Annotated in this window: 23 protein-coding genes; 11 read left to right on the forward strand and 12 right to left on the reverse strand. The window is 66.9% G+C overall.

Going from position 1 to position 19,808, the window contains the following annotated elements; genetic code table 11:
• Positions 1–53: 53 nt before the first annotated feature.
• From ACSQ4M_RS31040 to orn, 3 genes are all read right to left on the reverse strand, one after another.
• Positions 54–1,430 (reverse strand): TIGR03013 family XrtA/PEP-CTERM system glycosyltransferase, encoded by a 1,377-nt coding sequence (locus ACSQ4M_RS31040; protein ID WP_436193212.1) that lies wholly within the window; start codon positions 1,428–1,430, stop codon positions 54–56.
• Positions 1,431–1,709: 279 nt separating this feature from the next.
• Positions 1,710–3,353: a DEAD/DEAH box helicase gene (locus tag ACSQ4M_RS31045; RefSeq protein ID WP_436193213.1), complete on the reverse strand. Its 1,644-nt coding sequence runs from the start codon at positions 3,351–3,353 to the stop codon at positions 1,710–1,712.
• A 216-nt stretch (positions 3,354–3,569) separates the two neighbouring features.
• Entirely contained in the window at positions 3,570–4,154 is a 585-nt protein-coding gene (gene orn / locus ACSQ4M_RS31050; RefSeq protein ID WP_056656580.1) for an oligoribonuclease, read from the reverse strand.
• A 36-nt stretch (positions 4,155–4,190) separates the two neighbouring features.
• On the opposite strand from orn, the gene ACSQ4M_RS31055 reads away from it, so the two are divergent.
• The 6 genes from ACSQ4M_RS31055 to fghA are packed head-to-tail and all read left to right on the forward strand — an operon-like array spanning position 4,191 to position 9,017.
• A complete protein-coding gene (locus ACSQ4M_RS31055) occupies positions 4,191–5,486 on the forward strand; it encodes a M48 family metallopeptidase (protein ID WP_436193214.1) in 1,296 nt (431 codons plus the stop codon).
• 10 nt (positions 5,487–5,496) lie between these two features.
• The gene (locus tag ACSQ4M_RS31060) at positions 5,497–5,832 is read left to right on the forward strand and encodes a 4a-hydroxytetrahydrobiopterin dehydratase (protein ID WP_056656583.1); all 336 of its coding nucleotides are present in this window, start codon (positions 5,497–5,499) and stop codon (positions 5,830–5,832) included.
• Positions 5,833–5,835: 3 nt separating this feature from the next.
• Positions 5,836–6,744 (forward strand): ribosome small subunit-dependent GTPase A, encoded by a 909-nt coding sequence (gene rsgA / locus ACSQ4M_RS31065; RefSeq protein ID WP_436193215.1) that lies wholly within the window; start codon positions 5,836–5,838, stop codon positions 6,742–6,744.
• Between the two features lie 32 nt (positions 6,745–6,776).
• Positions 6,777–7,052: a formaldehyde-responsive transcriptional repressor FrmR gene (gene frmR / locus ACSQ4M_RS31070; protein WP_436193216.1), complete on the forward strand. Its 276-nt coding sequence runs from the start codon at positions 6,777–6,779 to the stop codon at positions 7,050–7,052.
• Positions 7,053–7,074: 22 nt separating this feature from the next.
• Complete coding sequence (locus tag ACSQ4M_RS31075; protein WP_436193217.1) at positions 7,075–8,184, forward strand: S-(hydroxymethyl)glutathione dehydrogenase/class III alcohol dehydrogenase; 1,110 nt, start codon at positions 7,075–7,077, stop codon at positions 8,182–8,184.
• Positions 8,184–9,017, forward strand: a complete 834-nt coding sequence (fghA, locus tag ACSQ4M_RS31080) for an S-formylglutathione hydrolase (protein WP_436193218.1) — start codon at positions 8,184–8,186, stop codon at positions 9,015–9,017. The genes ACSQ4M_RS31075 and fghA overlap by 1 nt, the downstream gene beginning before the upstream one ends.
• 4 nt (positions 9,018–9,021) lie before the next feature.
• Here fghA and hisC read toward each other — a convergent pair whose 3' ends face one another.
• The 7 genes from hisC to rpsP form a co-directional block, all read right to left on the reverse strand.
• Positions 9,022–10,095 (reverse strand): histidinol-phosphate transaminase, encoded by a 1,074-nt coding sequence (hisC, locus tag ACSQ4M_RS31085; protein ID WP_436193219.1) that lies wholly within the window; start codon positions 10,093–10,095, stop codon positions 9,022–9,024.
• Complete coding sequence (locus ACSQ4M_RS31090) at positions 10,092–11,081, reverse strand: CobD/CbiB family protein (RefSeq protein WP_436193220.1); 990 nt, start codon at positions 11,079–11,081, stop codon at positions 10,092–10,094. Before ACSQ4M_RS31090 ends, hisC begins: the two co-directional genes overlap by 4 nt.
• Before the next feature lie 33 nt (positions 11,082–11,114).
• Positions 11,115–11,816, reverse strand: a complete 702-nt coding sequence (locus ACSQ4M_RS31095; protein ID WP_436193221.1) for a CoA pyrophosphatase — start codon at positions 11,814–11,816, stop codon at positions 11,115–11,117.
• 97 nt (positions 11,817–11,913) lie between these two features.
• On the reverse strand, positions 11,914–12,300 hold the full coding sequence (rplS, locus tag ACSQ4M_RS31100) for a 50S ribosomal protein L19 (RefSeq protein ID WP_056656603.1): 387 nt from the start codon (positions 12,298–12,300) through the stop codon (positions 11,914–11,916).
• Between the two features lie 126 nt (positions 12,301–12,426).
• Positions 12,427–13,185, reverse strand: coding sequence for a tRNA (guanosine(37)-N1)-methyltransferase TrmD (gene trmD / locus ACSQ4M_RS31105; RefSeq protein WP_436193222.1), 759 nt, complete (start codon positions 13,183–13,185; stop codon positions 12,427–12,429).
• A gap of 20 nt (positions 13,186–13,205) precedes the next feature.
• Entirely contained in the window at positions 13,206–13,775 is a 570-nt protein-coding gene (gene rimM, locus ACSQ4M_RS31110; RefSeq protein ID WP_436193223.1) for a ribosome maturation factor RimM, read from the reverse strand.
• A gap of 16 nt (positions 13,776–13,791) precedes the next feature.
• The gene (gene rpsP, locus ACSQ4M_RS31115) at positions 13,792–14,067 is read right to left on the reverse strand and encodes a 30S ribosomal protein S16 (protein WP_436193224.1); all 276 of its coding nucleotides are present in this window, start codon (positions 14,065–14,067) and stop codon (positions 13,792–13,794) included.
• 157 nt (positions 14,068–14,224) lie between these two features.
• Here rpsP and ACSQ4M_RS31120 point away from each other — a divergent pair, with 157 nt between their 5' ends.
• Together ACSQ4M_RS31120 and ACSQ4M_RS31125 are read left to right on the forward strand one after the other, a co-directional pair.
• On the forward strand, positions 14,225–14,746 hold the full coding sequence (locus tag ACSQ4M_RS31120) for an N-acetyltransferase family protein (RefSeq protein ID WP_436193225.1): 522 nt from the start codon (positions 14,225–14,227) through the stop codon (positions 14,744–14,746).
• 4 nt (positions 14,747–14,750) lie between these two features.
• Positions 14,751–15,206 carry a hypothetical protein gene (locus ACSQ4M_RS31125; protein WP_436193226.1) on the forward strand — a complete coding sequence of 152 codons (456 nt, stop codon included), beginning with the start codon at positions 14,751–14,753 and terminating at the stop codon, positions 15,204–15,206.
• A 63-nt stretch (positions 15,207–15,269) separates the two neighbouring features.
• Here ACSQ4M_RS31125 and ACSQ4M_RS31130 read toward each other — a convergent pair whose 3' ends face one another.
• On the reverse strand, positions 15,270–16,280 hold the full coding sequence (locus ACSQ4M_RS31130) for an anion permease (RefSeq protein WP_436193227.1): 1,011 nt from the start codon (positions 16,278–16,280) through the stop codon (positions 15,270–15,272).
• 15 nt (positions 16,281–16,295) lie between these two features.
• Positions 16,296–16,943 carry a DUF47 domain-containing protein gene (locus tag ACSQ4M_RS31135; protein ID WP_436193228.1) on the reverse strand — a complete coding sequence of 216 codons (648 nt, stop codon included), beginning with the start codon at positions 16,941–16,943 and terminating at the stop codon, positions 16,296–16,298.
• A 160-nt stretch (positions 16,944–17,103) separates the two neighbouring features.
• Between ACSQ4M_RS31135 and gmd the strand changes: the two genes are divergently transcribed.
• Genes gmd through ACSQ4M_RS31150 form a run of 3 tightly spaced genes read left to right on the forward strand, consistent with a single transcriptional unit; the run spans position 17,104 to position 19,648 of the window.
• Positions 17,104–18,219, forward strand: coding sequence for a GDP-mannose 4,6-dehydratase (gmd, locus tag ACSQ4M_RS31140; RefSeq protein ID WP_436193229.1), 1,116 nt, complete (start codon positions 17,104–17,106; stop codon positions 18,217–18,219).
• On the forward strand, positions 18,216–19,169 hold the full coding sequence (locus tag ACSQ4M_RS31145; protein ID WP_436193230.1) for a GDP-L-fucose synthase family protein: 954 nt from the start codon (positions 18,216–18,218) through the stop codon (positions 19,167–19,169). The genes gmd and ACSQ4M_RS31145 overlap by 4 nt, the downstream gene beginning before the upstream one ends.
• Before the next feature lie 20 nt (positions 19,170–19,189).
• Positions 19,190–19,648: a low molecular weight protein-tyrosine-phosphatase gene (locus ACSQ4M_RS31150; RefSeq protein WP_436193231.1), complete on the forward strand. Its 459-nt coding sequence runs from the start codon at positions 19,190–19,192 to the stop codon at positions 19,646–19,648.
• Positions 19,649–19,808: the final 160 nt, after the last annotated feature.

Genomic DNA, 19,808 nt, shown 5'->3' on the forward strand with positions numbered 1-19,808 from the left:
GCCTCCCTACTCCGGGCGCGGGCAGTTCCGCGCCACACCAGGCGCCGGCATGCTCAGCGCGCGCCCTTGGCCATCAATACCACCCCGACGGTCTCGAACAGGATCACGAGGTCCAGGAACAAGGAGTGGTTCTTGACATAGTACAGGTCGTACTGCAGCTTCTCCGCCGAGTCTTCCAGCGAAGCGCCGTAGTGGTAGCGCACCTGGGCCCAGCCGGTCACGCCCGGCTTGACGCTCTGGCGCACGGCATAGTAAGGAATCTCGCGGGTCAATTGGTCGACGAAGAACGGCCGTTCGGGGCGGGGTCCCACCAGGCTCATGTCGCCATTCAAGACGGAGAACAACTGCGGCAACTCGTCGATGCGCACCTTGCGGATGAAGCCCCCCACGCGCGTCACGCGGCTGTCTTTCGCGGCGGCGAACTGCGGCCCATCCTTTTCCGCATCGGTGCGCATGCTGCGGAACTTGACGACGTTGAACAGCCGGCCATTGAAACCTACGCGCTCCTGGCGGTAGAACACCGGGCCACGGCTTTCCAGCTTGATGATGAGCGCGGTGACCAGCATCACGGGCGCGGTGATGCCGATCAAGAGCAGCGCGCAGGCGATGTCGAATATGCGCTTGACCACCGTGCGCAGCCCGCCCTGGCTGAAACCATCGCCAAAGACCAACCAGCCGGCCGACACCGAATCGAGCCGGATCTGGCCCTTGGTCTTCTCGAAGTGCGTGGCCATGTCGGTCACGCGCACGCCGTGCAGCTTGCAGTCCAGCAGTTCGCGCAAGGGCATGCTGCCGCCACGGCGTTCGACCAGCGCCACGACGATCTCGTCGACCTCGAGCTCCAGCGCCGTGTCGGTCAGCGACTTGTTCTTGGAGAGGATGCCCCAGGCCGAAACCTCGGCCTCGGATTCGTTGGGACTGGCGTAGTAGCCCACCACGTCGACATGCGGATCGTCCTTCTTGAGCGCCCGGCCCACCAACGCGGCGCGGGGACCGGTACCGAACACCAGCACGCGGTGCCGAAGAGCAGACTGCGCGCCGGAATGGGCTGCGTCGACGCGGTGCGCCAGCACCACCAGCAAGCCGACCATGGCGGCCAGGGCCAGCGACTGGCGCCCCTCGATGCCCAAGGGCACCGAGCCGAAAACAGCATAGGTCACGGGCACCGCCAGCAGCAGCGCCAGCGCCGCGCGCGCGCGCGATTGATTCAGCGAACGACCGTGTACACGTTGGTAAAAACCCATGCTGCCATTGATGACCAGCATGCCAGTGGCGAGCAGCGCGGTGTAGCCCAGCACCGGCACCATGGTTGGCCACTCCGCGCGGCGCCACAGCAATTCGGCGAACACCGCGGCCAGGATCAGCATGAAATCGAGAACCACCTGCAACACCGTACGCCGATGCAGGTAGTGGTTGAACAACTTGATCATGCGCCGCGACCCTCGGCCCAAGCGCCAGATGCAATCAGGGAGCAGCCCCCCTCGGTGTTGTTACGTCGAAGTCGAATCATCCGATGCCGTTCCCGGTAAAAGACAGAGCCCGCCAACCACAACTGTACGTGCCAACAGATGCAGGGCAGCCCCGATCCAGCCACGGGCGCCACGATCGCTCCTCCATTTGAGCGAAATCTGCGCAAAAACCCACAAATCTTCGGACGATTGTAGAAGGCCGGCATGGCATCACACGCGGCCTGCCCCGTCCGCGTCGGCCTAGCGCGACGCTTTGTGCGGACGCCTCTTGGCGTCGAAGGGTACGAACACTTTGCCGCCGCCGGCAGGGCGCGCGCCGCCTGCGCGGACGCCGTCAGCACGCGGCGCAGGCCGCGCCTGGCTGCCGAAACCACCGTGGTCGCCGCCTTGCCAGGCACCGAACCCGGCGCGGTCATGCTGACCGCCACGCGGCCCGCCAAAACCCCGGTTGCGCGGCTCGCCGCCACGCGGAGCGCCGCGGCCAAAGGCCGGCTTGCGCGGCTCGGGCAGGCGCTCGCGCGGCTCCATGCCAGGAATGACTTCGGCGTTGAACGGCTGGCGCGTGAAGTGCTCGATGTCCTGGATGCGGCGGCGGTCGCGGAACTCGGCGAAGGTCACGGCCAGGCCGTCACGCCCTGCGCGGCCGGTGCGGCCGATGCGGTGCGTGTAATCCTCGGCCTTCATCGGCAGGCCGAAATTGAACACGTGCGTGATGGCCGGCACGTCGATGCCGCGTGCCGCCACATCGGTGGCCACCAGGATCTGCACCTGGCCCTGGCGCAATGCCATCAGGCGGCGGTTGCGCAGCCCCTGGCTCAGAGCGCCATGCAATGCCACGGCCGAAAAGCCCGCCTGCTGCAGATCGTTGGCCAAGCCGTCGCACTCGATCTGGGTGCTGGCGAAGACGATGGCTTGCTCGATGCTGGCGTCGCGCAGCCAGTGGTCCAGCAGCGCGCGCTTGTGCTGCGCGTTGTCGGCCCAGAACAGCACCTGACGGATGTTCTGGTGCTTCTCATGCGGCGTGGCGATCTGGATGCGCTTGGGCTCGCGCATCACGCGCAGGGCCAGTTGCTGGATGCGCGGCGCGAAGGTGGCGCTGAACATCATGGTCTGCTGGCGCTGGGCCGTCAGGCCATGGATGTCGGCCAGATCGTCGGCAAAGCCCAGGTCGAGCATGCGGTCGGCTTCATCGACGACAAGGAAGCGCACCTTGTCCAGCTTCAGCTGCATGGAGCGCTGCAGATCCAGCAGGCGGCCTGGCGTGGCCACGACCAGGTTGGCATTCTGCAGCTTGGCGAGTTGCAGCGCGTAGGGCATGCCGCCCACGACGTTGGCGACGCGCAGGCCGCGGCAATGCTTGACCAGCTCGATCGCGTCATGTGCGACCTGCTGCGCCAGTTCGCGCGTGGGGCAGAGCACCAGCGCACCCGGCTCGGCCGGCTTGAAGTGGCGCGGATTGGTCGGGTCCTTCCGGCGCGCCTTCTTCGGAGCGGGCTCGCCACGCGCAATGGCTTCGGCCGCCAGGCGTTCGCGCTCGGCACGCTCGGCGGCCTCGGCGGCTTCCTGCTGGCGGATCAGCGTGTGCAGCACGGGCAGCAGGAAGGCTGCCGTCTTGCCACTGCCGGTCTGGCTGGAAACCATCAGGTCGTTGAAACCCGAGGTATCACCCATGGCCATGGGCACGGCCTGCTGTTGCACGGCCGTGGGCTGGGTGAAACCCAGGTCGGCGACAGCGCGCAGCAGCGGCTCTGCCAGGCCCAGGGCGGCAAAGGCCGAGACATCGGCAGGCGCGGCCTCGCCAACGGGGGAAACATCGCTCTCGACGAAAGCGTTGTCGTGGGCGGGCATGGGCAAAGCTGCCCGGTCTTCAAAAGAGTCGGTCATGGATTTCTCACACGTGCAATGCGCCGCGCTGCTCGGCGGTGCAAAGCTCGTCATCGGTGGAACAAACATCCACCTTCAAACGAAACAACGCTGCGCGTTGGCGGCCCGTTGCGGATTCGCGGATTCGAGAATCCAGAGCCGAGAGTGTGAGGGGAGATGCAAAGGAACGAAGAAGTCGCACGACTTCTCCGCAGCCCGCCATTATGACACGCGTCGTCAATCCATGCGCAGAAAGTGCGTGCGATAGTGCACCAATTCGTCGATGGACTCGTGCACGTCGGCCAGCGCCGTGTGCTTCTGCGCCTTCTTGAAGCTGCTGTAGACCGCTGGCTTCCAGCGCTTGGCCAGCTCCTTGAGGGTGCTGACGTCCAGGTTGCGGTAGTGGAAGAAGGCTTCCAGCTTGGGCATGTACTTGACCAGGAAGCGCCGGTCCTGTCCGATGCTGTTGCCACACATGGGCACCACGTTCTTCGGCACGTAGCGCGCGAGGAAGGCCAGCAGTTCCGCTTCGGCCTGGGCTTCGGTCACGGTGGACGCCCGCACCTTGTCGATCAGGCCGCTGCGGCCGTGCGTGCCCTTGTTCCAGGCATCCATCTTGTCCAGTTGCTCATCCGACTGGTGGATCACCAGCACCGGCCCTTCCACGCGCGGCTGCAGATCCGGGCCCGTCACCACCACGGCGATCTCGATCAGGCGCTCGACCTCGGGGTCCAGACCGGTCATCTCGCAATCCAGCCAGACCAGGTTCTTGTCGGATTTTCCCAGCGGGACGGGGGTGGAAATGGTGTTCGTCGGGTCCATGCGGGCATTCTCGCCGATGGCCTACACTGACCGGCTATGCCCCCCGATCTGTCCGCTGCGGACCTTTTCACCGCGGCATTCGCCGTGGCCCTCGTGCTTGGCCTGCTGGTCAAGTTCTGGCTGGCCAGCCGCCAGATCCGCCATGTGGCGCGGCACCGCGACGCAGTGCCCGCAGCGTTCGCCGGCACCATCACGCCCGAGGCGCACCGCAAGGCCGCCGACTACACCATCGCCAAGGCCCGCTTCGGCCTGCTGGAGATGGCACTCGGCGCGGCCGTGCTGCTGGGCTGGACCTTGCTGGGCGGCCTGAACCTGCTGAACGAGCTGCTGCTGCGCGCCCTGGGCCCCGGCATGCAGCAGCAGCTGGCACTGCTGGCCGCCTTCGCGCTGATCGGCGGTCTGCTGGAATTGCCGTTCTCGCTGTACCAGACCTTCGGCATCGAGCAACGCTTCGGCTTCAACAAGATGACTGGCCGGCTCTGGCTGGCCGACCTGCTCAAGTCGACGCTGGTCGGCGCCCTGATCGGCCTGCCGATTGCAGCGCTGATCCTGTGGCTCATGGGCACGGCTGGCCAGCGCTGGTGGCTGTGGGCCTGGGCGGCCTGGATGGGCTTGAATCTCGTGCTGCTGATGGTCTACCCGACCTTCATCGCGCCGCTCTTCAACCAATTCAAGCCGCTCGAGGACGAGAGCCTGAAGGCTAGCGTCACCGCGCTCATGCAGCGCTGCGGCTTTGCCGCCAAGGGCTTGTACGTGATGGATGGCAGCCGCCGAAGCGCGCACGGCAACGCCTACTTCACCGGTTTCGGCGCGGCCAAGCGCGTGGTCTTCTACGACACGCTGCTGGCCCGGCTGTCGCAGCGCCAGGTCGATGCCGTGCTCGCGCACGAGCTCGGCCACTTCAAGCACAGGCACATCGTGCAGCGCATCGGCGCGATGTTCGCACTGAGCCTGGCCGGCTTCGCGCTGCTGGGCTGGTTGTCCAGCCAGACCTGGTTCTACACCGGCCTGGGCGTGCATCCGTTCATGGCCCTGCTGCCCGACGGCAGCCCTGCCCCCAACGATGCGCTGGCACTGCTGCTGTTCATGCTGGCCATGCCGGTGTTCAGTTTTTTCGTGGCGCCGCTGTCGGCCCAGTTGTCGCGCCACCATGAGTTCCAGGCCGACGCCTTCGCCGTGGCACAGACCAGCGGCGCCGACCTGTCGGCCGCGCTGCTCAAGCTGTACGAAGACAACGCCAGCACGCTGACGCCCGACCCCGTGTTCGTGAAGTTCTACTACTCCCACCCACCAGCCTCGGAACGGCTGGCCCGACTGCAGCCCGCCGCCTGAGGAGCACCACATGAACACCTTGCCAAAGAAGGACTGGGCCACGACGCCGCGCCGCGCGCTCAAGCCCACGGACGTCGTGACCCGGCTGGCCCAACTCCAAGGCTGGACGCTGCGCGGCGACGGCGAGAACGTAGCGATCGAGAAGACCTACCGCTTCGCCAACTACCACGAGACCATGGCCTTCGTGAACGCCGTGGCTTTCGTCGCCCACGTACAGGACCACCACCCCGAGTTGCTGGTGCGCTACGACCATTGCGTGGTGGCACTGAACACGCATGACGTGCACGGCATTTCCGAAACCGACTTCGACTGCGCGACGCGCTTCGATGCGCTGCTGCAAGGCTGAAGCTTGAGCGCACTGCCCACCGGTCTGGTCGTCGCCGCGCACGGCCGCCACTGTCTTGTCGAAGCCGACGACGGCAGCCGGCGCATCTGCCACCCACGCGGCAAGAAGAGCCAGGCCGTGGTCGGCGACCGTGTGCGCTGGCTGGCGCCGCCGCCCGGCCAGGGTGACGAGGGCAGCATCGAAGCCGTCGAGCCGCGCCGCAATCTGCTGTACCGGCAGGACGAGATCCGCACCAAGTCCTTCGCGGCCAATATCGACCAGGTACTGGTGCTGATCGCGGCCGAACCCGAGCCCTCCGAGCACCAACTCGCGCGCGTGCTGATCGCGGCCGAGGCCGAGCACATTACCCCGCTGGTCGTGCTCAACAAGCGCGACCTGCCCGAACCCTTCGCGCGCGCCTGGCAGCGCCTGGCGCCCTACCGTGCCATGGGCTACGCCGTGCACACGGCCAGCCTGCGCGCCGAGGGGGCCGGTGAACTCGCGCCACTGCTGCAGGGCAAGGCCACGCTGGTGCTGGGGCCCTCGGGCGCCGGCAAGAGCACGCTGATCAACCAGCTCGTGCCCGGCGCCACGGTGCTGACGCAAGAGATCTCGTACGCGCTCAAGTCCGGCAAGCACACCACCACCAGCACCACCTGGTACTGGACCGACACCACGCGCAGCACGGCCGTGATCGACTCCCCGGGCTTCCAGGAGTTCGGCCTGCACCAGATCGCGCCGCGCCAGCTCGCCGCGCTGATGCCCGACATCGCCGCGCGTGCAGACCAGTGCCGCTTCTACAACTGCACGCACCTGCACGAACCCGGCTGCGCCGTGCTGGCCGCCGTGGGCGAGGATGGCAGCATCGCGCCGCGCCGCCATGCCATCTATGCCGACCTGTTCGCCGAGCTGAGCCAGCCGCCGCGCTACTGAGCCAATACTCCCCTGGGGTATAGTGCGGCGCCATGCCGCACTCCCCCGCCGAGAAGAAGAAAGCCCTGCTGCGCGTGCGCCGCATCCGCGGCCAGGCCGATGCGCTCGAACGCGCGCTCGAAGCCGGCGCCGACTGCGGCCCCGTGCTGCAGCAGTTGGCTGCCATCCGCGGCGCCGTGAACGGCCTCATGGCCGAGGTGCTGGAATCGCACATCCGCGAGGAGTTCGGCACGCCCGACGCAGGCGACGACCGCCACGCCCAGCGCGTGCAGGACATGACCACGCTGGTGCGCACGTACCTCCGCTAACCCCCATCCAGGAGAACCATCCATGAAATCCCGCGCCGCCGTCGCCTTCAAGGCCGGAGAACCGCTGCAGATCGTCGAGATCGACGTCGCCCCGCCGCAAAAGGGCGAGGTGCTGGTCAGGATCACCCACACCGGCGTCTGCCACACCGATGCCTTCACACTGTCGGGCGACGACCCGGAAGGCCTGTTCCCCGCCGTACTGGGCCACGAGGGCGCTGGCATCGTGGTCGAGGTCGGCGAAGGCGTCACCAGCGTGCAGCCCGGCGACCACGTGATCCCGCTGTACACGGCCGAATGCGGCGAATGCCTGTTCTGCAAGAGCGGCAAGACCAACCTGTGCGTGTCCGTGCGCGCCACGCAAGGCAAGGGCGTGATGCCCGACGGCACCACGCGCTTCTCGTACAACGGCCAGCCCATCTACCACTACATGGGCTGCTCCACCTTCAGCGAATACACCGTGGTTGCCGCCGTCTCGCTGGCCAAGATCAACCCGCAGGCCAACCCCGAGCAGGTCTGCCTGCTGGGCTGCGGCGTGACGACCGGCCTGGGCGCGGTCTGGAACACGGCCAAGGTGCAGGACGGCGACACGGTCGCCGTGTTCGGCCTGGGCGGCATCGGCCTGGCCGTGGTGCAGGGCGCGCGGAAGGCCAAGGCCGGCCGCATCATCGCGGTCGACACCAATCCCTCCAAGTTCGATCTGGCCAGGACCTTCGGTGCCACCGACTGCGTGAATCCCAAGGACTTCGACAAGCCCATCCAGCAGGTCATCGTCGAGATGACGGGCTGGGGCGTGGACCATTCCTTCGAGTGCATCGGCAACACCCATGTGATGCGCGCGGCACTGGAATGCGCGCACCGCGGCTGGGGCCAGTCCGTCATCATCGGCGTGGCGGGTGCGGGCCAGGAGATTTCCACGCGGCCGTTCCAACTGGTCACGGGCCGCAAGTGGCTGGGCACGGCCTTCGGCGGCGTCAAGGGCCGCAGCCAATTGCCGGGCATGGTCGAGGACGCGATGAAGGGCGACATCCAGTTGGCCCCGTTCGTCACGCACACCATGCCGCTCACGGGCATCAACGAGGCCTTCGACCTCATGCACGAAGGCAAGTCGATCCGCTCGGTGGTGCACTACTGATGGAACGGGTCGAGAGCCACGCCAGCTTCGGCGGCCGACAGGAGGTCTGGAAGCACGCCTCCACCAGCACCGGCACCGAGATGCGCTTCGGCATCTACCTGCCCGCACAGGCCCTGGCCGGCGAGAAATGCTCCGTGCTGTACTGGCTCTCGGGTCTGACCTGTACCGAGCAGAACTTCATCACCAAGGCCGGCGCGCAGGAACATGCCGCGCGCCATGGCCTGATCGTCGTCGTGCCCGACACCAGCCCGCGCGGCGAGGCCGTGGCCAACGACCCGGCCTACGACCTGGGCCAGGGCGCGGGCTTCTACCTCAACGCCACGCAGGAACCCTGGGCGGCGCACTACCGCATGCAGGACTACGTGGCGCAGGAACTGCCAGCGCTGGTCGAGCAGCATTTCCCCGCCAGCGCGGCGCGCGGCATCTCCGGTCACTCCATGGGCGGCCACGGCGCGCTGGTCACGGCGCTGCGCCATCCAGGCCGCTACAAAAGCGTCTCGGCCTTCTCGCCCATCGTCGCCCCCTCGCAAGTGCCCTGGGGCCAGAAGGCGCTCACGGCCTACCTGGGTTCGGACCGCGCCAGTTGGGCCGCCTGGGACACGGTCGAACTGGTCAAAGGCGCTAGCGAACGGCTGCCGCTGCTCATCGACCAGGGCGACGCCGACGAGTTCCTGGCGGGACAGCTGCAGCCCCAGTTGCTGCAGGCCGCCTGCGGTACGGCCGGTCACCCGCTCCTGCTGCGGCTGCAGCCAGGCTACGACCACAGCTACTACTTCATTGCAAGCTTTTTGGGCGAGCATTTCACCCACCACGCGCAGGCGCTGCGCGACTGAACCTTCAGCCCAGCAGGCAGGCGGCCAGTGCCTGCAGCAGCTGCTCGCACTGCCGCGGCGTGCCCACGCTGATGCGCAGGTACTGGTCGATGCGTGGCTGCGCGAAATGCCGCACCAGCACCTTGCGCGCCCGCAGCGCCGCCGCCAGCTGCGCGGCCTCGTGCGCAGAATGGCGCGCGAACACGAAGTTGGCCTGCGAGGGCAGCACCGCAAAGCCCAGGTCTTCCAGCTGCAGCAACAAGCCTTCGCGGCAATGCACCACTGCATCGCGCTGGCGCTCGAAATACGCCTGGTCCTCGAAGGCCGCGATGGCTCCGGCCTGCACCAATCGGTCCAGCGGGTAGGCGTTGAAGCTGTTCTTCACGCGCGTGAGCGCATCGACCAACGGCGCCTGGCCGATGGCCCAACCCACGCGCAGGCCTGCCAGCGCGCGCGACTTGGACAGCGTCTGCACCACGAGCACGTTCGGATGACGCGCCACCAGCGCCGTGGCGGACTCCGCCCCGAAGTCCACATAGGCCTCGTCGACCAGCAGCACGCGCTGCGGATGGATCTGCGCCAGCCGCTCCAGCGCGTGGAGCGGCAGCGCGATGCCGGTTGGCGCGTTTGGATTGGCGATGACCATGCCGGCCACCGCCTCGCCGCGCGTGGCCTCGAAAGCGGCCAGCTCCACGCGCAGGCCTTCGTCCAGCGGCACCTGGCGCACGGCCACGTCCAGCCAGCGGCAGACCGATTGGTAGAAGCTGTAGCTCACGTCGGGCAGCAGCAGCGGCTGGCCGGCGTGGCAAAAGAAGGCGTCGAAGGCCAGCGCCAGCACCTCGTCCGAGCCGTTGCCCACGAACACCTGCTCGGGCGCTACACCGTGGTGGCGCGCGATCACGGCGCGCAATGCGCGCGACTCTGGGTCAGGATACAGCTGCAACCCCGCGCGCGCCGCGCCTTCGATCGCGGCCACGACGCGCGGCGACGGCGGATACGGGTTCTCGTTGGTGTTGAGCTTGACCAGGCCTTCGATGGCCGGCTGCTCGCCTGGCGTGTAGGGCGCCAGTGCAGCCAGGTGCGGGCTCGTGAAGCTCATCCCAGCAGGCGCGCCAAAGTCAGCAGCGCCAGCAAGCCCAGCAGCAGCACGACGGTGCGCCACACCAGGCCGACGACGCTGCGCAGGTGCGCCAGTTCCGGCTCACGGCCGGGCGTGGATGCCGAGTCCTGTGGCGGCTGCAGCCCCGCCTCGAATGGCTGCAGCGCGCTGGACACCGGCTTGGCCTTGAGCGCCTCGCCACCCAGCCGCACATTCACCGCACCGGAGGTGGCGGCCAGGATCACGCCGTCGTTGTCATTGGGGAACTGCTGAGCGTGGTGCCGCCAGCTGTCGATGGCGTCCTCGAAGCTGCCGACGATGGCAAAGCCCAGTGCCGTGGCACGGGCGGGCAGCCAGTCCACCACCGTCCAGGCAGCCCCCGCCACCTGTTGCAGGGCGGCGCTTGCCGATTGGTTCTGCGGATTGGCGCGGTAGCGCCAGTAGCGCGAGACGAACTCCGCCATCCGGTAGAACACCGCGCCAGCTGGCCCCAGGCCGAGCGCCGCCAGCACCGCGAACCAGACCAGCACGCCGAACACGTGGCGGTGCGCCGCCAGCACCGAATATTCGATCACGTGGCGCACGATCTCGCGGCGCGGCAACTCGCTCGCATCCACACGTTGCCAGGCAGCGAGGTGCTCGCGCGCCTGCAGTTCGTCGCCGGCCTCCAGCGCATTGCGGATTTCGGTGAAGTGGTGGCTGAACTGCCGAAAGCCCAGCGTGCCATACAGCACCACCACGTTCCACAGCACGGCCGCGGGCCAGCCGATCCAGTGCGCCAGCATCCAGTACACGCCGAGCGCCACGCAGGTGGGCAGCAGCACCGCCAGGGCCCAGCTGGTCCAGCCGTGCAGGGATTTGCCCGCGTCGAAGTTGTCGCTGCTCCAGCGCACCCAGGCGCGCAACCAGCCGTGGATGGCGTTGTCGCGGGCCAGCGGCCGCACCTGCTCGAGCAGCAGCGCACAGAAGATGGCGAAGAAGCTCATGGGGCGGCCATCATAGGCGACGGGCGCACGGGCTCACGCCGACAGGAAGCGGTACAGGTTGCGCAGCATGCCGGCCGTCGCGCCCCAGATGAAACGTTCGGTCTCACCGTCGCGAAACGGCATCGAGAACCACTCGCGCCGCGCGCCCTGCCACTCCAGCATGTGGCGGTGGTGGTTGGCCGGATCCATCAGAAAGGCCAACGGAACCTCGAAGGCCTCAGCCACTTCGCCGGCATTCAGAGCGAGGGCAAAACCCGGGCGCACCAGAGCCACCACCGGAGTCACGACGAAGGCCGTGCCCGTCACGTAGTTCGACAGCGCGCCGATGATCTCCACATGGGATCGGTCCAGCCCGACTTCCTCTTCGGCTTCGCGCAATGCGGCCGCGTTGGCATCGGCGTCGGTGGCGTCGATGCGCCCGCCGGGAAACGCGACCTGCCCGGAATGGTTGGCCAGTTGCAGCGAACGCTCGGTCAAGAGCAAGGTTGGCCCGGCCTCGCGCGCCACCACCGGCACCAGCACCGCGGCGCGGGCCGGCGCACGGTCGGTGAACCGCGGCTCGGCCCGCACCTCCGGCTCCCAGACCGGCGGCGAACGGAAGCGCTCGCGCAGGGCCTCTGCGCCCAGGCGCGCCAGCGGCACTGCAGGCAGGTGCACATCCGCGCCCAGCGACGGGGCGTGACGCGGATCGAAATTGGGGATCTTGGACAGCGGCGTCAGCGGCAGATCGGACACAGGCACTCGCAACAAGGAAGACCGACAGGAGCCAAAAAACAAAAAGCCGCCACGCGCGAAGCAGGTGGCGGCTTGACGGACCGAAAGGCCGTGCGGATTACTGGGCTGCTGCAGCGGCCTTGGGGGCCTTGAGCACCAGCTTTTCCTTGATGCGTGCCGACTTGCCGCTGCGCTCGCGCAGGTAGTACAGCTTGGCACGGCGCACGTCACCGCGGCGCTTGACTTCGATGCCGGCGATCAGCGGGCTGTAGGTCTGGAACGTGCGTTCCACGCCTTCGCCGCTGGAGATCTTGCGCACGGTGAAGCCGCTGTTCAGGCCACGGTTGCGCTTGGCGATGACCACGCCTTCGTAAGCCTGGACACGCTTGCGCGTGCCTTCGACCACGTTGACGCTGACGATCACGGTGTCGCCGGGTGCGAATTCAGGGATCTTCTTGCCCAGACGGGCAATTTCTTCCTGCTCGAGGATTTGGATGAGGTTCATGGTTCTTCCACAGGATCTTGCTCACGCTCGGGTGTCGCGCAGAAAGGCCAGAAAAAGCCATCGCCGGGACGGAGCCCCTTGCGACATTGCAAAAGGCAGCGGACAGAGGATCCGAAAAACCCGAGATTATAGCCCGCGCGATTCGGATTGCGCCAGTGCGGCCTCATCGGCGGCATCCAGGCGCCCGGCCGCACGTGCCGTGGCCAGCAGATCGGGCCGGCGCTCGGCCGTCAACCGCAGTTGCACATCGCGGCGCCAGCGGGCGATCCGGCTGTGGTGGCCCGACAGCAACACTTCCGGCACGGGCGCACCACGCCATTCCTCCGGCCGCGTGTAGTGCGGGCAATCGAGCAGCCCGTCCAGGGCCGGGTGAAAGCTGTCGAACTGGTGGCTCTCGGCGTCGTTGAGCACCCCAGGCTGCAGCCGCGCCACGGCGTCCAGCAGAGCCATCGCGGCAACCTCGCCGCCCGACAGCACGAAATCGCCCAGGCTGATGCTGTGCGTCACGTAGCGGTCGACCAGGCGCTGGTCGATGCCCTCGTAGCGACCGCACAGCAGCACGGCGCCCTCGCCTTCCGCCCAACCAGCCACGGCTGTGTGGTTGAGCGGCGCGCCCACGGGCGCGAACAGCACGACGGGCGTGCCCGCGCCGCGCTCTGCCAGGATCGCATCCAGGCAACGCGCCAGTGGCTCGGCCAGCATGACCATGCCCGGGCCGCCACCGAAGGCCTTGTCGTCCACGCGCTTGTAATTGCCCTCGGCCTGGTCGCGCGGATTCCACAACCGCACGTCGACCTGGCCCGAGGCGTAGGCGCGCCGCGTGACGCCGCTGGCCAGGAAGGGCGCGAACAGTTCGGGAAACAGCGTGATGACGTCGAAGCGCATGGCCTCTCCAGCAGACCCGATCAGTAGTCGGGCTGCCAGTCCACCGTGATGCAGCGGCCGGGCAGATCGACCTTGTCGACGAAGGCCGAGACGAAAGGAACCATGCGCTCGACAGGCTTCTCGCCCTCTGCGCCAGGCTGCTCCATGACCAGCACGGTCTGCGGGCCGGTGGACAGCAACTCGCGCACCTGGCCCAACGCCACGCCTTCGCGGTTCACCACGTCGAGGCCGATCAGATCGACCCAGTAGTACTCGTCCGTTGCGGCACTCGGGAAGCTGGAACGCGAAACGAAGATGCGCGCGCCCTTGAGCGCGTCGGCCACATCCTTGTCTGCGATGTCCTGCACCTGGGCCACCACAGCGCCGGAATGCTCGCGCGCCTCACGCACCTTCAGCAGCAGCGTGCCCTCGAAGGCCTTGGGGCCGCGCTCGGAGGCTTGCAGATACCAGCGCTTGGATGAAAAAAGCGCCTCGGGTTGGGCGCTATGGGGCAGCAGCTTGAGCCAGCCCTTGACACCCCAACCGCCAACGACGCGTGCCACTTCGACCGCATCGTCCGGCAGGGGCGCCGGATCGAGAGCCTGCAACATCAGCAGGCCTGCCAACTCAGGCAGCCGCTACGGGAGCAGCGGCCGGTGCGGCGGCAGCGGCCTGGGCCACCAGACGCTCGACCGTGGGCGATGCCTGGGCACCGACGCTGCGCCAGTAGCTCAGGCGGTCCTGGGCGATGCGGATGCTCTCTTCGTTGGCCTTGGCGGTCGGGTTGTAGAAACCGATGCGCTCGATGAAGCGGCCGTCACGGCGCACGCGCTTGTCGGCAACGACGATGTTGAAGAAGGGACGGGCCTTAGCACCGCCGCGGGAAAGCCGGATGACAACCATGATTTATCCTCAAGGGGTCGGCCTGCCAGCTAGATAGCACCGGTGGGCCAGATTCATTTTTCAGATTCAGCGCTGAGACACGCGCTTGTGGCCACCCGGCCAGCGACACGCTGAAAAGCCCGCGATTATAGCCTGCACAGTTGCTTTTTCTTTCCACATGCCCAGCATCCGCCCCAGTACCGACGCCGACGTCGCGGCCATCGCCGCCATCTACACCCACCACGTGCTGCACGGCACCGGCACCTTCGAGATCGATCCGCCCACTGCACAAGACATGGCAGCGCGCCGCGCCGACGTGCTGGCCAAGGGCCTGCCCTACCTCGTGGCAGAGGAAGACGGCTGTGTGCTGGGCTTTGCCTACTGCACCTGGTTCAAGCCGCGCCCGGCCTACAGGTTTTCGGCCGAGGACTCGATCTACCTCGCTCCCGAGGCCGCCGGCCGCGGCCTGGGCCGCCAGTTGCTGACGGCACTGGCCGGCGAGGCCGAAGCGTGCGGCGTGCGCAAGCTCATCGCCGTGATCGGCGACTCGGCCAACGCCGGCTCCGTCGGCGTGCACCGCGCGCTGGGCTTCGAACAGGTCGGCGTGATCCGCTCGTGCGGCTGGAAATTCGAGCGCTGGCTCGACATCGTGCTCATGGAAAAAGCCCTGGGCGTGGGTGACAGCCAGCCGCCGGTCTGAAGCGATGCGCAAGACCAAGAACAAGACCCTGGCCACCTGGCTGGCCCTGCTGGGTGGCCCGCTGGGCCTGCACCGCTTCTACTTGCGCGGCCTGGGTGATCTGTGGGGCTGGCTCTACCCATTGCCGACGGCACTGGGCCTGTACGGCATCGAGCGCGTGCAGCAGTTCGGCCAGGACGACCACTGGAGCTGGATGTTGATTCCGTTGCTGGGCGTGTCGATCGCGGCCAGCGCGCTGACCGCCATCGTCTACGGCCTGCGCACGCCCGAGAAGTGGAACGCTGCCTTCAACACGGCGGCCGCGCCCGAAGCGCCGGCCGGCAACACCAACTGGATCACCGTGATCGGCATCGCCGCCGCACTGCTGCTGGGCACCGGCGTGCTGATGGCCAGCCTGGCCTTCAGCTTCCAGCGCTACTTCGAATACCAGATCGAAGAGGCGCGCAAGATCTCGCAGTGAGCACAGCACCGCCGGTGCCGCCCCATGGTGCTCAGCACCTCAGTGTGAAGGCCATCCAGTGCGTCAGAACACGCGGAAACTGATCCAGTAGGCGATCGCCGCCACAAAGGCGCTGGCCGGGATCGTGAAGATCCAGGCCCACACGATGTTGCCCGCCACGCCCCAGCGCACCGCGCTGGCGCGGCGCGTGGAGCCCACGCCGACGATGGCGCCCGTGATGGTGTGCGTGGTCGACACCGGCACGCCCAGCACCGTGGCCATGAACAGTGTCAGCGCCCCGCCAGTCTCAGCGCAGAAGCCGCCCACCGGCTTGAGCTTGGTGATCTTCTGGCCCATGGTCTTGACGATGCGCCAGCCGCCGAACATGGTGCCTGCCGCGATCGCCACGTAGCAGCTGATGATGGTCCAGGTCGGCGGCGACGCATCACCGGCCGAGGCATAGCCCGTGGCGATCAGCAGCAGCCAGATGATGCCGATGGTCTTTTGCGCATCGTTGCCACCGTGGCCCAGGCTGTAGGCGCCGGCCGAGACCAGCTGAAGCCGGCGAAACCAGCGGTCCACGCGCGAGGGTGTGGCACGCCGGAAGATCCAAGCCACGATCACGAGCATCAGCGAGCCCAGCGCGAAGCCCAGCAGCGGCGATACGAAGATGAAAGCCACCGTCTTGGCGATGCCGCTGCCGACCAGGCCCGACGCGCCGGTCTTGGCCATCACGGCGCCCACGATGCCGCCGATCAGTGCATGCGAGGAACTGCTCGGGATGCCGTAGTACCAGGTGATCAGGTTCCACGAGATGGCGCCAATCAGCGCACCGAACACCACGTGCACATCCACCACGCCCGGTTCGGCGATGCCCTTGCCCACGGTGGCCGCCACACTCAGGTGGAACACGAAGATGGCGACGAAGTTGAAGAACGCGGCGAATACCACGGCCTGCCCGGGCTTGAGCACGCCCGTCGATACCACGGTCGCGATCGAGTTCGCCGCGTCGTGGAAGCCGTTCATGAAGTCGAACACCAACGCCAGGGTGACCAGCAGCACCACGACCCACAGGGCCACCTGCACAGAAGCCATCGCGCGCTGCCCGGATCAGGAGTTCTCGAGGACGATGCCCTCGATCAGATTGGCCACGTCCTCGCACTTGTCGGTGACCGTCTCCAGCAGCTCGTAGATGGCCTTGAGCTTGATCAGCTCGCGCACGTCCGGCTCCTCGCGGAACAGCTTGCTCATGGCCGAGCGCATCACGCGGTCGGCGTCGGATTCCAGGCGGTCGATCTCTTCGCAGGTCTTGAGCGCGGCCTCGGCGGTCGCCGGGTCACCGATGTTGGCGAGCAGCTTGACCGCATCCTTCACGCGCTCGCAACACTTCATGCACAGCTCGGTCAGGCGGCGGATTTCGTCCGTCATGCTGCGCACGTCGTACAGCGCCATGGTCTCGGCCGCGTCCTGCAGCAGGTCGGCCACGTCGTCCATGCAGTTGATCAGCGAGTGGATCTGCTCGCGGTCGATCGGCGTGATGAAGGTCTTGTGCAGCGTGCGGTTGACCTCCTGCGTCACACGGTCGGCGGCCCGCTCGGCGTTGTCCACATCGCGGTTGTACTGCTCACGCAGGTGTGCATCGTGGTAATTGGCCACCAGCTGCGAGAAGGCACGGGCCGCCTCCACGATGCGGTCGGCATGCTGGTTGAACATCTCGAAAAAGTTGCCATCACGTGGCATCAGCTTGCCGAACAGCATGCGCAGATCCTGGGGGAGGGTGTCAAAAATATGACGATTCGGTGAAACGGGGCGCAGTGTAACTGCGCGTTCCGGCGCCCCGTCCCACACTGCGATACTTCCACCCGCCCCGCCGGCACATACGCTGGCGCCCTCTCCTGCGGACCCTTTGACGACCCTCATGAAAAAAGTTGCCCTCATCACCGGCATCACTGGCCAGGATGGCGCCTACCTGGCCGAACTGCTGCTGCACAAGGGCTACGAGGTGCATGGCATCAAGCGGCGCGCCTCGCTGTTCAACACCGACCGGATCGACCATCTGTACCAGGATCCGCATGTGGAGCACCGCAACATGGTGCTGCATTACGGCGACCTCACGGACAGCACCAACCTGATCCGCATCATCCAGCAGGTGCAGCCCGACGAGATCTACAACCTGGCCGCCATGAGCCACGTGGCCGTGAGTTTCGAGATGCCCGAGTACACGGCCAACGCCGATGGCCTCGGCACGCTGCGGCTGCTCGAGGCCATCCGCATCCTGGGGCTGGAAAAAAAGACACGCTTCTACCAGGCCTCCACGAGCGAGCTCTACGGCCTGGTGCAGGAAACGCCGCAGAAGGAGACCACGCCTTTCTACCCGCGCAGCCCCTATGCCGTGGCCAAGATGTACGCCTTCTGGATCACGGTGAACTACCGCGAGGCCTATGGGATGTACGCCTGCAACGGCATCCTGTTCAACCACGAAAGCCCGCTGCGCGGCGAGACCTTCGTCACGCGCAAGATCACGCGCGCTGCCGCGCGCATCGCACTGGGCCTGCAGGATTGCCTGTACCTGGGCAACCTGGACTCGCTGCGCGACTGGGGCCATGCGCGCGACTACGTCGAGATGCAGTGGCTGATGCTGCAACAGGAGCAGCCGGAAGACTTCGTCATCGCCACCGGCGTGCAGTACAGCGTGCGCCAGTTCGTGGAGTTCGCGGCCGGCGAGCTCGGCATCACCATGCGCTGGGAAGGCACGGGGGTCGATGAACGCGGCATCGTTGCCGCAGTCCACGGCAAGCAGGCCAAGTGCAAGGTCGGCGATGTGATCGTGAAGGTCGACCCGCGCTACTTCCGCCCGACCGAGGTCGACACCCTGCTCGGCGACCCGGGCAAGGCCAAGCGCAAGCTCGGCTGGAGCCCCAGAACCACGCTCAAGGAGCTGGTGGCCGAAATGGTGCAGGCCGACTACACCGACGCCAAGCGCGACGCGCTGGTGCGGCTTGCCGGCTTCACGGCCTACGACCACCACGAATGAACACGGCCGCCACACCGATCGGCCGCAACGCCACCATCCTGGTGGCCGGTGCCAATGGCATGGTGGGCTCGGCCATCGTGCGCCGCCTGCAGGCCGGCGGCTACGGCCGGATCCTCGCGCCAGCGCGCGCCGAACTCGATCTGCAGGACCAGGCCGCCGTGCACGCCTACCTCGCAGCGCACCGGCCGGACTACGTGTTCATCGCCGCAGCCAAGGTCGGTGGCATCCAGGCCAACAACACCTACCGGGCCGAATTCCTCTACCAGAACCTCAGCATCCAGAACAACCTGATCCACGGCGCGCACCTGGCGGGCGTGCAGCGGTTGATGTTTCTGGGCTCCAGCTGCATCTACCCCAAGCTCGCCCCGCAACCGATCCGGGAAGACCATCTGCTGACCGGCCTGCTGGAGCCCACCAACGAGCCTTACGCGATCGCCAAGATCGCCGGCATCAAGATGTGCGAGGCCTACAACGCCCAGTACGGGCGCCAGTACACCAGCGCCATGCCGACCAACCTGTACGGCCCCAACGACCACTACGACCTGGCCAACAGCCACGTGCTGCCGGCGCTGATCCGCAAGGCCCACGAGGCCAAGCTGCGCGGCGATGCCGAGTACGTGGTCTGGGGCACGGGCACGCCGCTGCGCGAGTTCCTCTACGTGGACGACCTGGCCGACGCCTGCGTGTTCCTCATGGAGCGTGGCTTCGATGGCCCGTTGATCAACGTTGGGGCCGGCGCCGACGTCAGCATTGCCGCGCTGGCCGACATGGTCATGCGGACCGTAGGCTTCTCCGGGCGCATCGTCTACGACCACAGCAAGCCCGACGGCACGCCGCGCAAGCTGATGGACTCCAGCCAACTCCATACCATGGGCTGGCAACCGCGCGTCGGCCTGGAAGAAGGCATCGCCCGTTCGTACCAGGACTTTCTGGCACGATCCGCCGCTTAACGGCCCCCGCGCGGTCTCTCATGTACGAACGTATTCTTGTCGTATGCACCGGCAATGTCTGCCGCAGCCCGCTGGCCGAAGCCCTGTTGCGCCTGCAATTGCAAGCGGATGGCCGAGGAGAGAGAACGCAGGTGCAATCCGCCGGAACACGCGCGCTCGTCGGCAAACCCGCAGACGAAACCGTGCTGTATGTTGCGCGCGGGCAGCCCCGCCTTGTGCAAGAGCTGGAACGGCACCGTGCGCAGCAGATCAACCGCACCCTGCTCTGGTGGGCCGACCTGATCCTGGTGATGGAGAAGGCCCACGTCCGCCAGCTCGCCCAGGTCGATCCCCAAGCTCCGGACAAGGCTCGCATGCTGGGGCACTGGCTCGGGACGGCCATTGCCGATCCCTACCTCAAGCACGAATCGGTCTATCAGGAGACGCACAGCCTGGTCGAGCGGGCCGTGTTGTCATGGCGGGAAGGCATCCACGGTTGAGCAGCCCTGCAGATCGGGCCAACGCGTCGGAACCGCCAGCGAGGCCGGACGCTGTTACATTTCCTGATGGCTTGAAAGTTGCTCTGTTGCAGAGTGCCGCTAACATCCCTGCCTACCGAGCACCGCGTCGACAATCTGTCAGCGCAGAATTTCCCGAATT

It is taken from the genome of Pseudorhodoferax sp. LjRoot39 (genome assembly GCF_964253035.1).
GTDB lineage: Bacteria > Pseudomonadota > Gammaproteobacteria > Burkholderiales > Burkholderiaceae_C > Pseudorhodoferax.

Bases quoted from the DNA above. Each gene is read 5' to 3' on its own strand.
- gmd (WP_436193229.1), top strand. From the start codon at position 17,104: ATGAAAAAAGTTGCCCTCATCACCGGCATCACTGGCCAGGATGGCGCC.
- frmR (WP_436193216.1), top strand. From the start codon at position 6,777: ATGCCGCACTCCCCCGCCGAGAAGAAGAAAGCCCTGCTGCGCGTGCGC.
- ACSQ4M_RS31135 (WP_436193228.1), bottom strand. From the start codon at position 16,943: ATGCTGTTCGGCAAGCTGATGCCACGTGATGGCAACTTTTTCGAGATG.
- orn (WP_056656580.1), bottom strand. From the start codon at position 4,154: ATGGACCCGACGAACACCATTTCCACCCCCGTCCCGCTGGGAAAATCC.
- rimM (WP_436193223.1), bottom strand. From the start codon at position 13,775: ATGTTGCAGGCTCTCGATCCGGCGCCCCTGCCGGACGATGCGGTCGAA.
- ACSQ4M_RS31060 (WP_056656583.1), top strand. From the start codon at position 5,497: ATGAACACCTTGCCAAAGAAGGACTGGGCCACGACGCCGCGCCGCGCG.
- rplS (WP_056656603.1), bottom strand. From the start codon at position 12,300: ATGAACCTCATCCAAATCCTCGAGCAGGAAGAAATTGCCCGTCTGGGC.
- ACSQ4M_RS31040 (WP_436193212.1), bottom strand. From the start codon at position 1,430: ATGATCAAGTTGTTCAACCACTACCTGCATCGGCGTACGGTGTTGCAG.
- ACSQ4M_RS31045 (WP_436193213.1), bottom strand. From the start codon at position 3,353: ATGACCGACTCTTTTGAAGACCGGGCAGCTTTGCCCATGCCCGCCCAC.
- ACSQ4M_RS31145 (WP_436193230.1), top strand. From the start codon at position 18,216: ATGAACACGGCCGCCACACCGATCGGCCGCAACGCCACCATCCTGGTG.
- ACSQ4M_RS31150 (WP_436193231.1), top strand. From the start codon at position 19,190: ATGTACGAACGTATTCTTGTCGTATGCACCGGCAATGTCTGCCGCAGC.
- ACSQ4M_RS31090 (WP_436193220.1), bottom strand. From the start codon at position 11,081: ATGAGCTTCTTCGCCATCTTCTGTGCGCTGCTGCTCGAGCAGGTGCGG.
- ACSQ4M_RS31120 (WP_436193225.1), top strand. From the start codon at position 14,225: ATGCCCAGCATCCGCCCCAGTACCGACGCCGACGTCGCGGCCATCGCC.
- ACSQ4M_RS31055 (WP_436193214.1), top strand. From the start codon at position 4,191: ATGCCCCCCGATCTGTCCGCTGCGGACCTTTTCACCGCGGCATTCGCC.
- fghA (WP_436193218.1), top strand. From the start codon at position 8,184: ATGGAACGGGTCGAGAGCCACGCCAGCTTCGGCGGCCGACAGGAGGTC.
- ACSQ4M_RS31125 (WP_436193226.1), top strand. From the start codon at position 14,751: ATGCGCAAGACCAAGAACAAGACCCTGGCCACCTGGCTGGCCCTGCTG.
- ACSQ4M_RS31075 (WP_436193217.1), top strand. From the start codon at position 7,075: ATGAAATCCCGCGCCGCCGTCGCCTTCAAGGCCGGAGAACCGCTGCAG.
- rpsP (WP_436193224.1), bottom strand. From the start codon at position 14,067: ATGGTTGTCATCCGGCTTTCCCGCGGCGGTGCTAAGGCCCGTCCCTTC.
- trmD (WP_436193222.1), bottom strand. From the start codon at position 13,185: ATGCGCTTCGACGTCATCACGCTGTTTCCCGAACTGTTCGCGCCCTTC.
- ACSQ4M_RS31130 (WP_436193227.1), bottom strand. From the start codon at position 16,280: ATGGCTTCTGTGCAGGTGGCCCTGTGGGTCGTGGTGCTGCTGGTCACC.
- hisC (WP_436193219.1), bottom strand. From the start codon at position 10,095: ATGAGCTTCACGAGCCCGCACCTGGCTGCACTGGCGCCCTACACGCCA.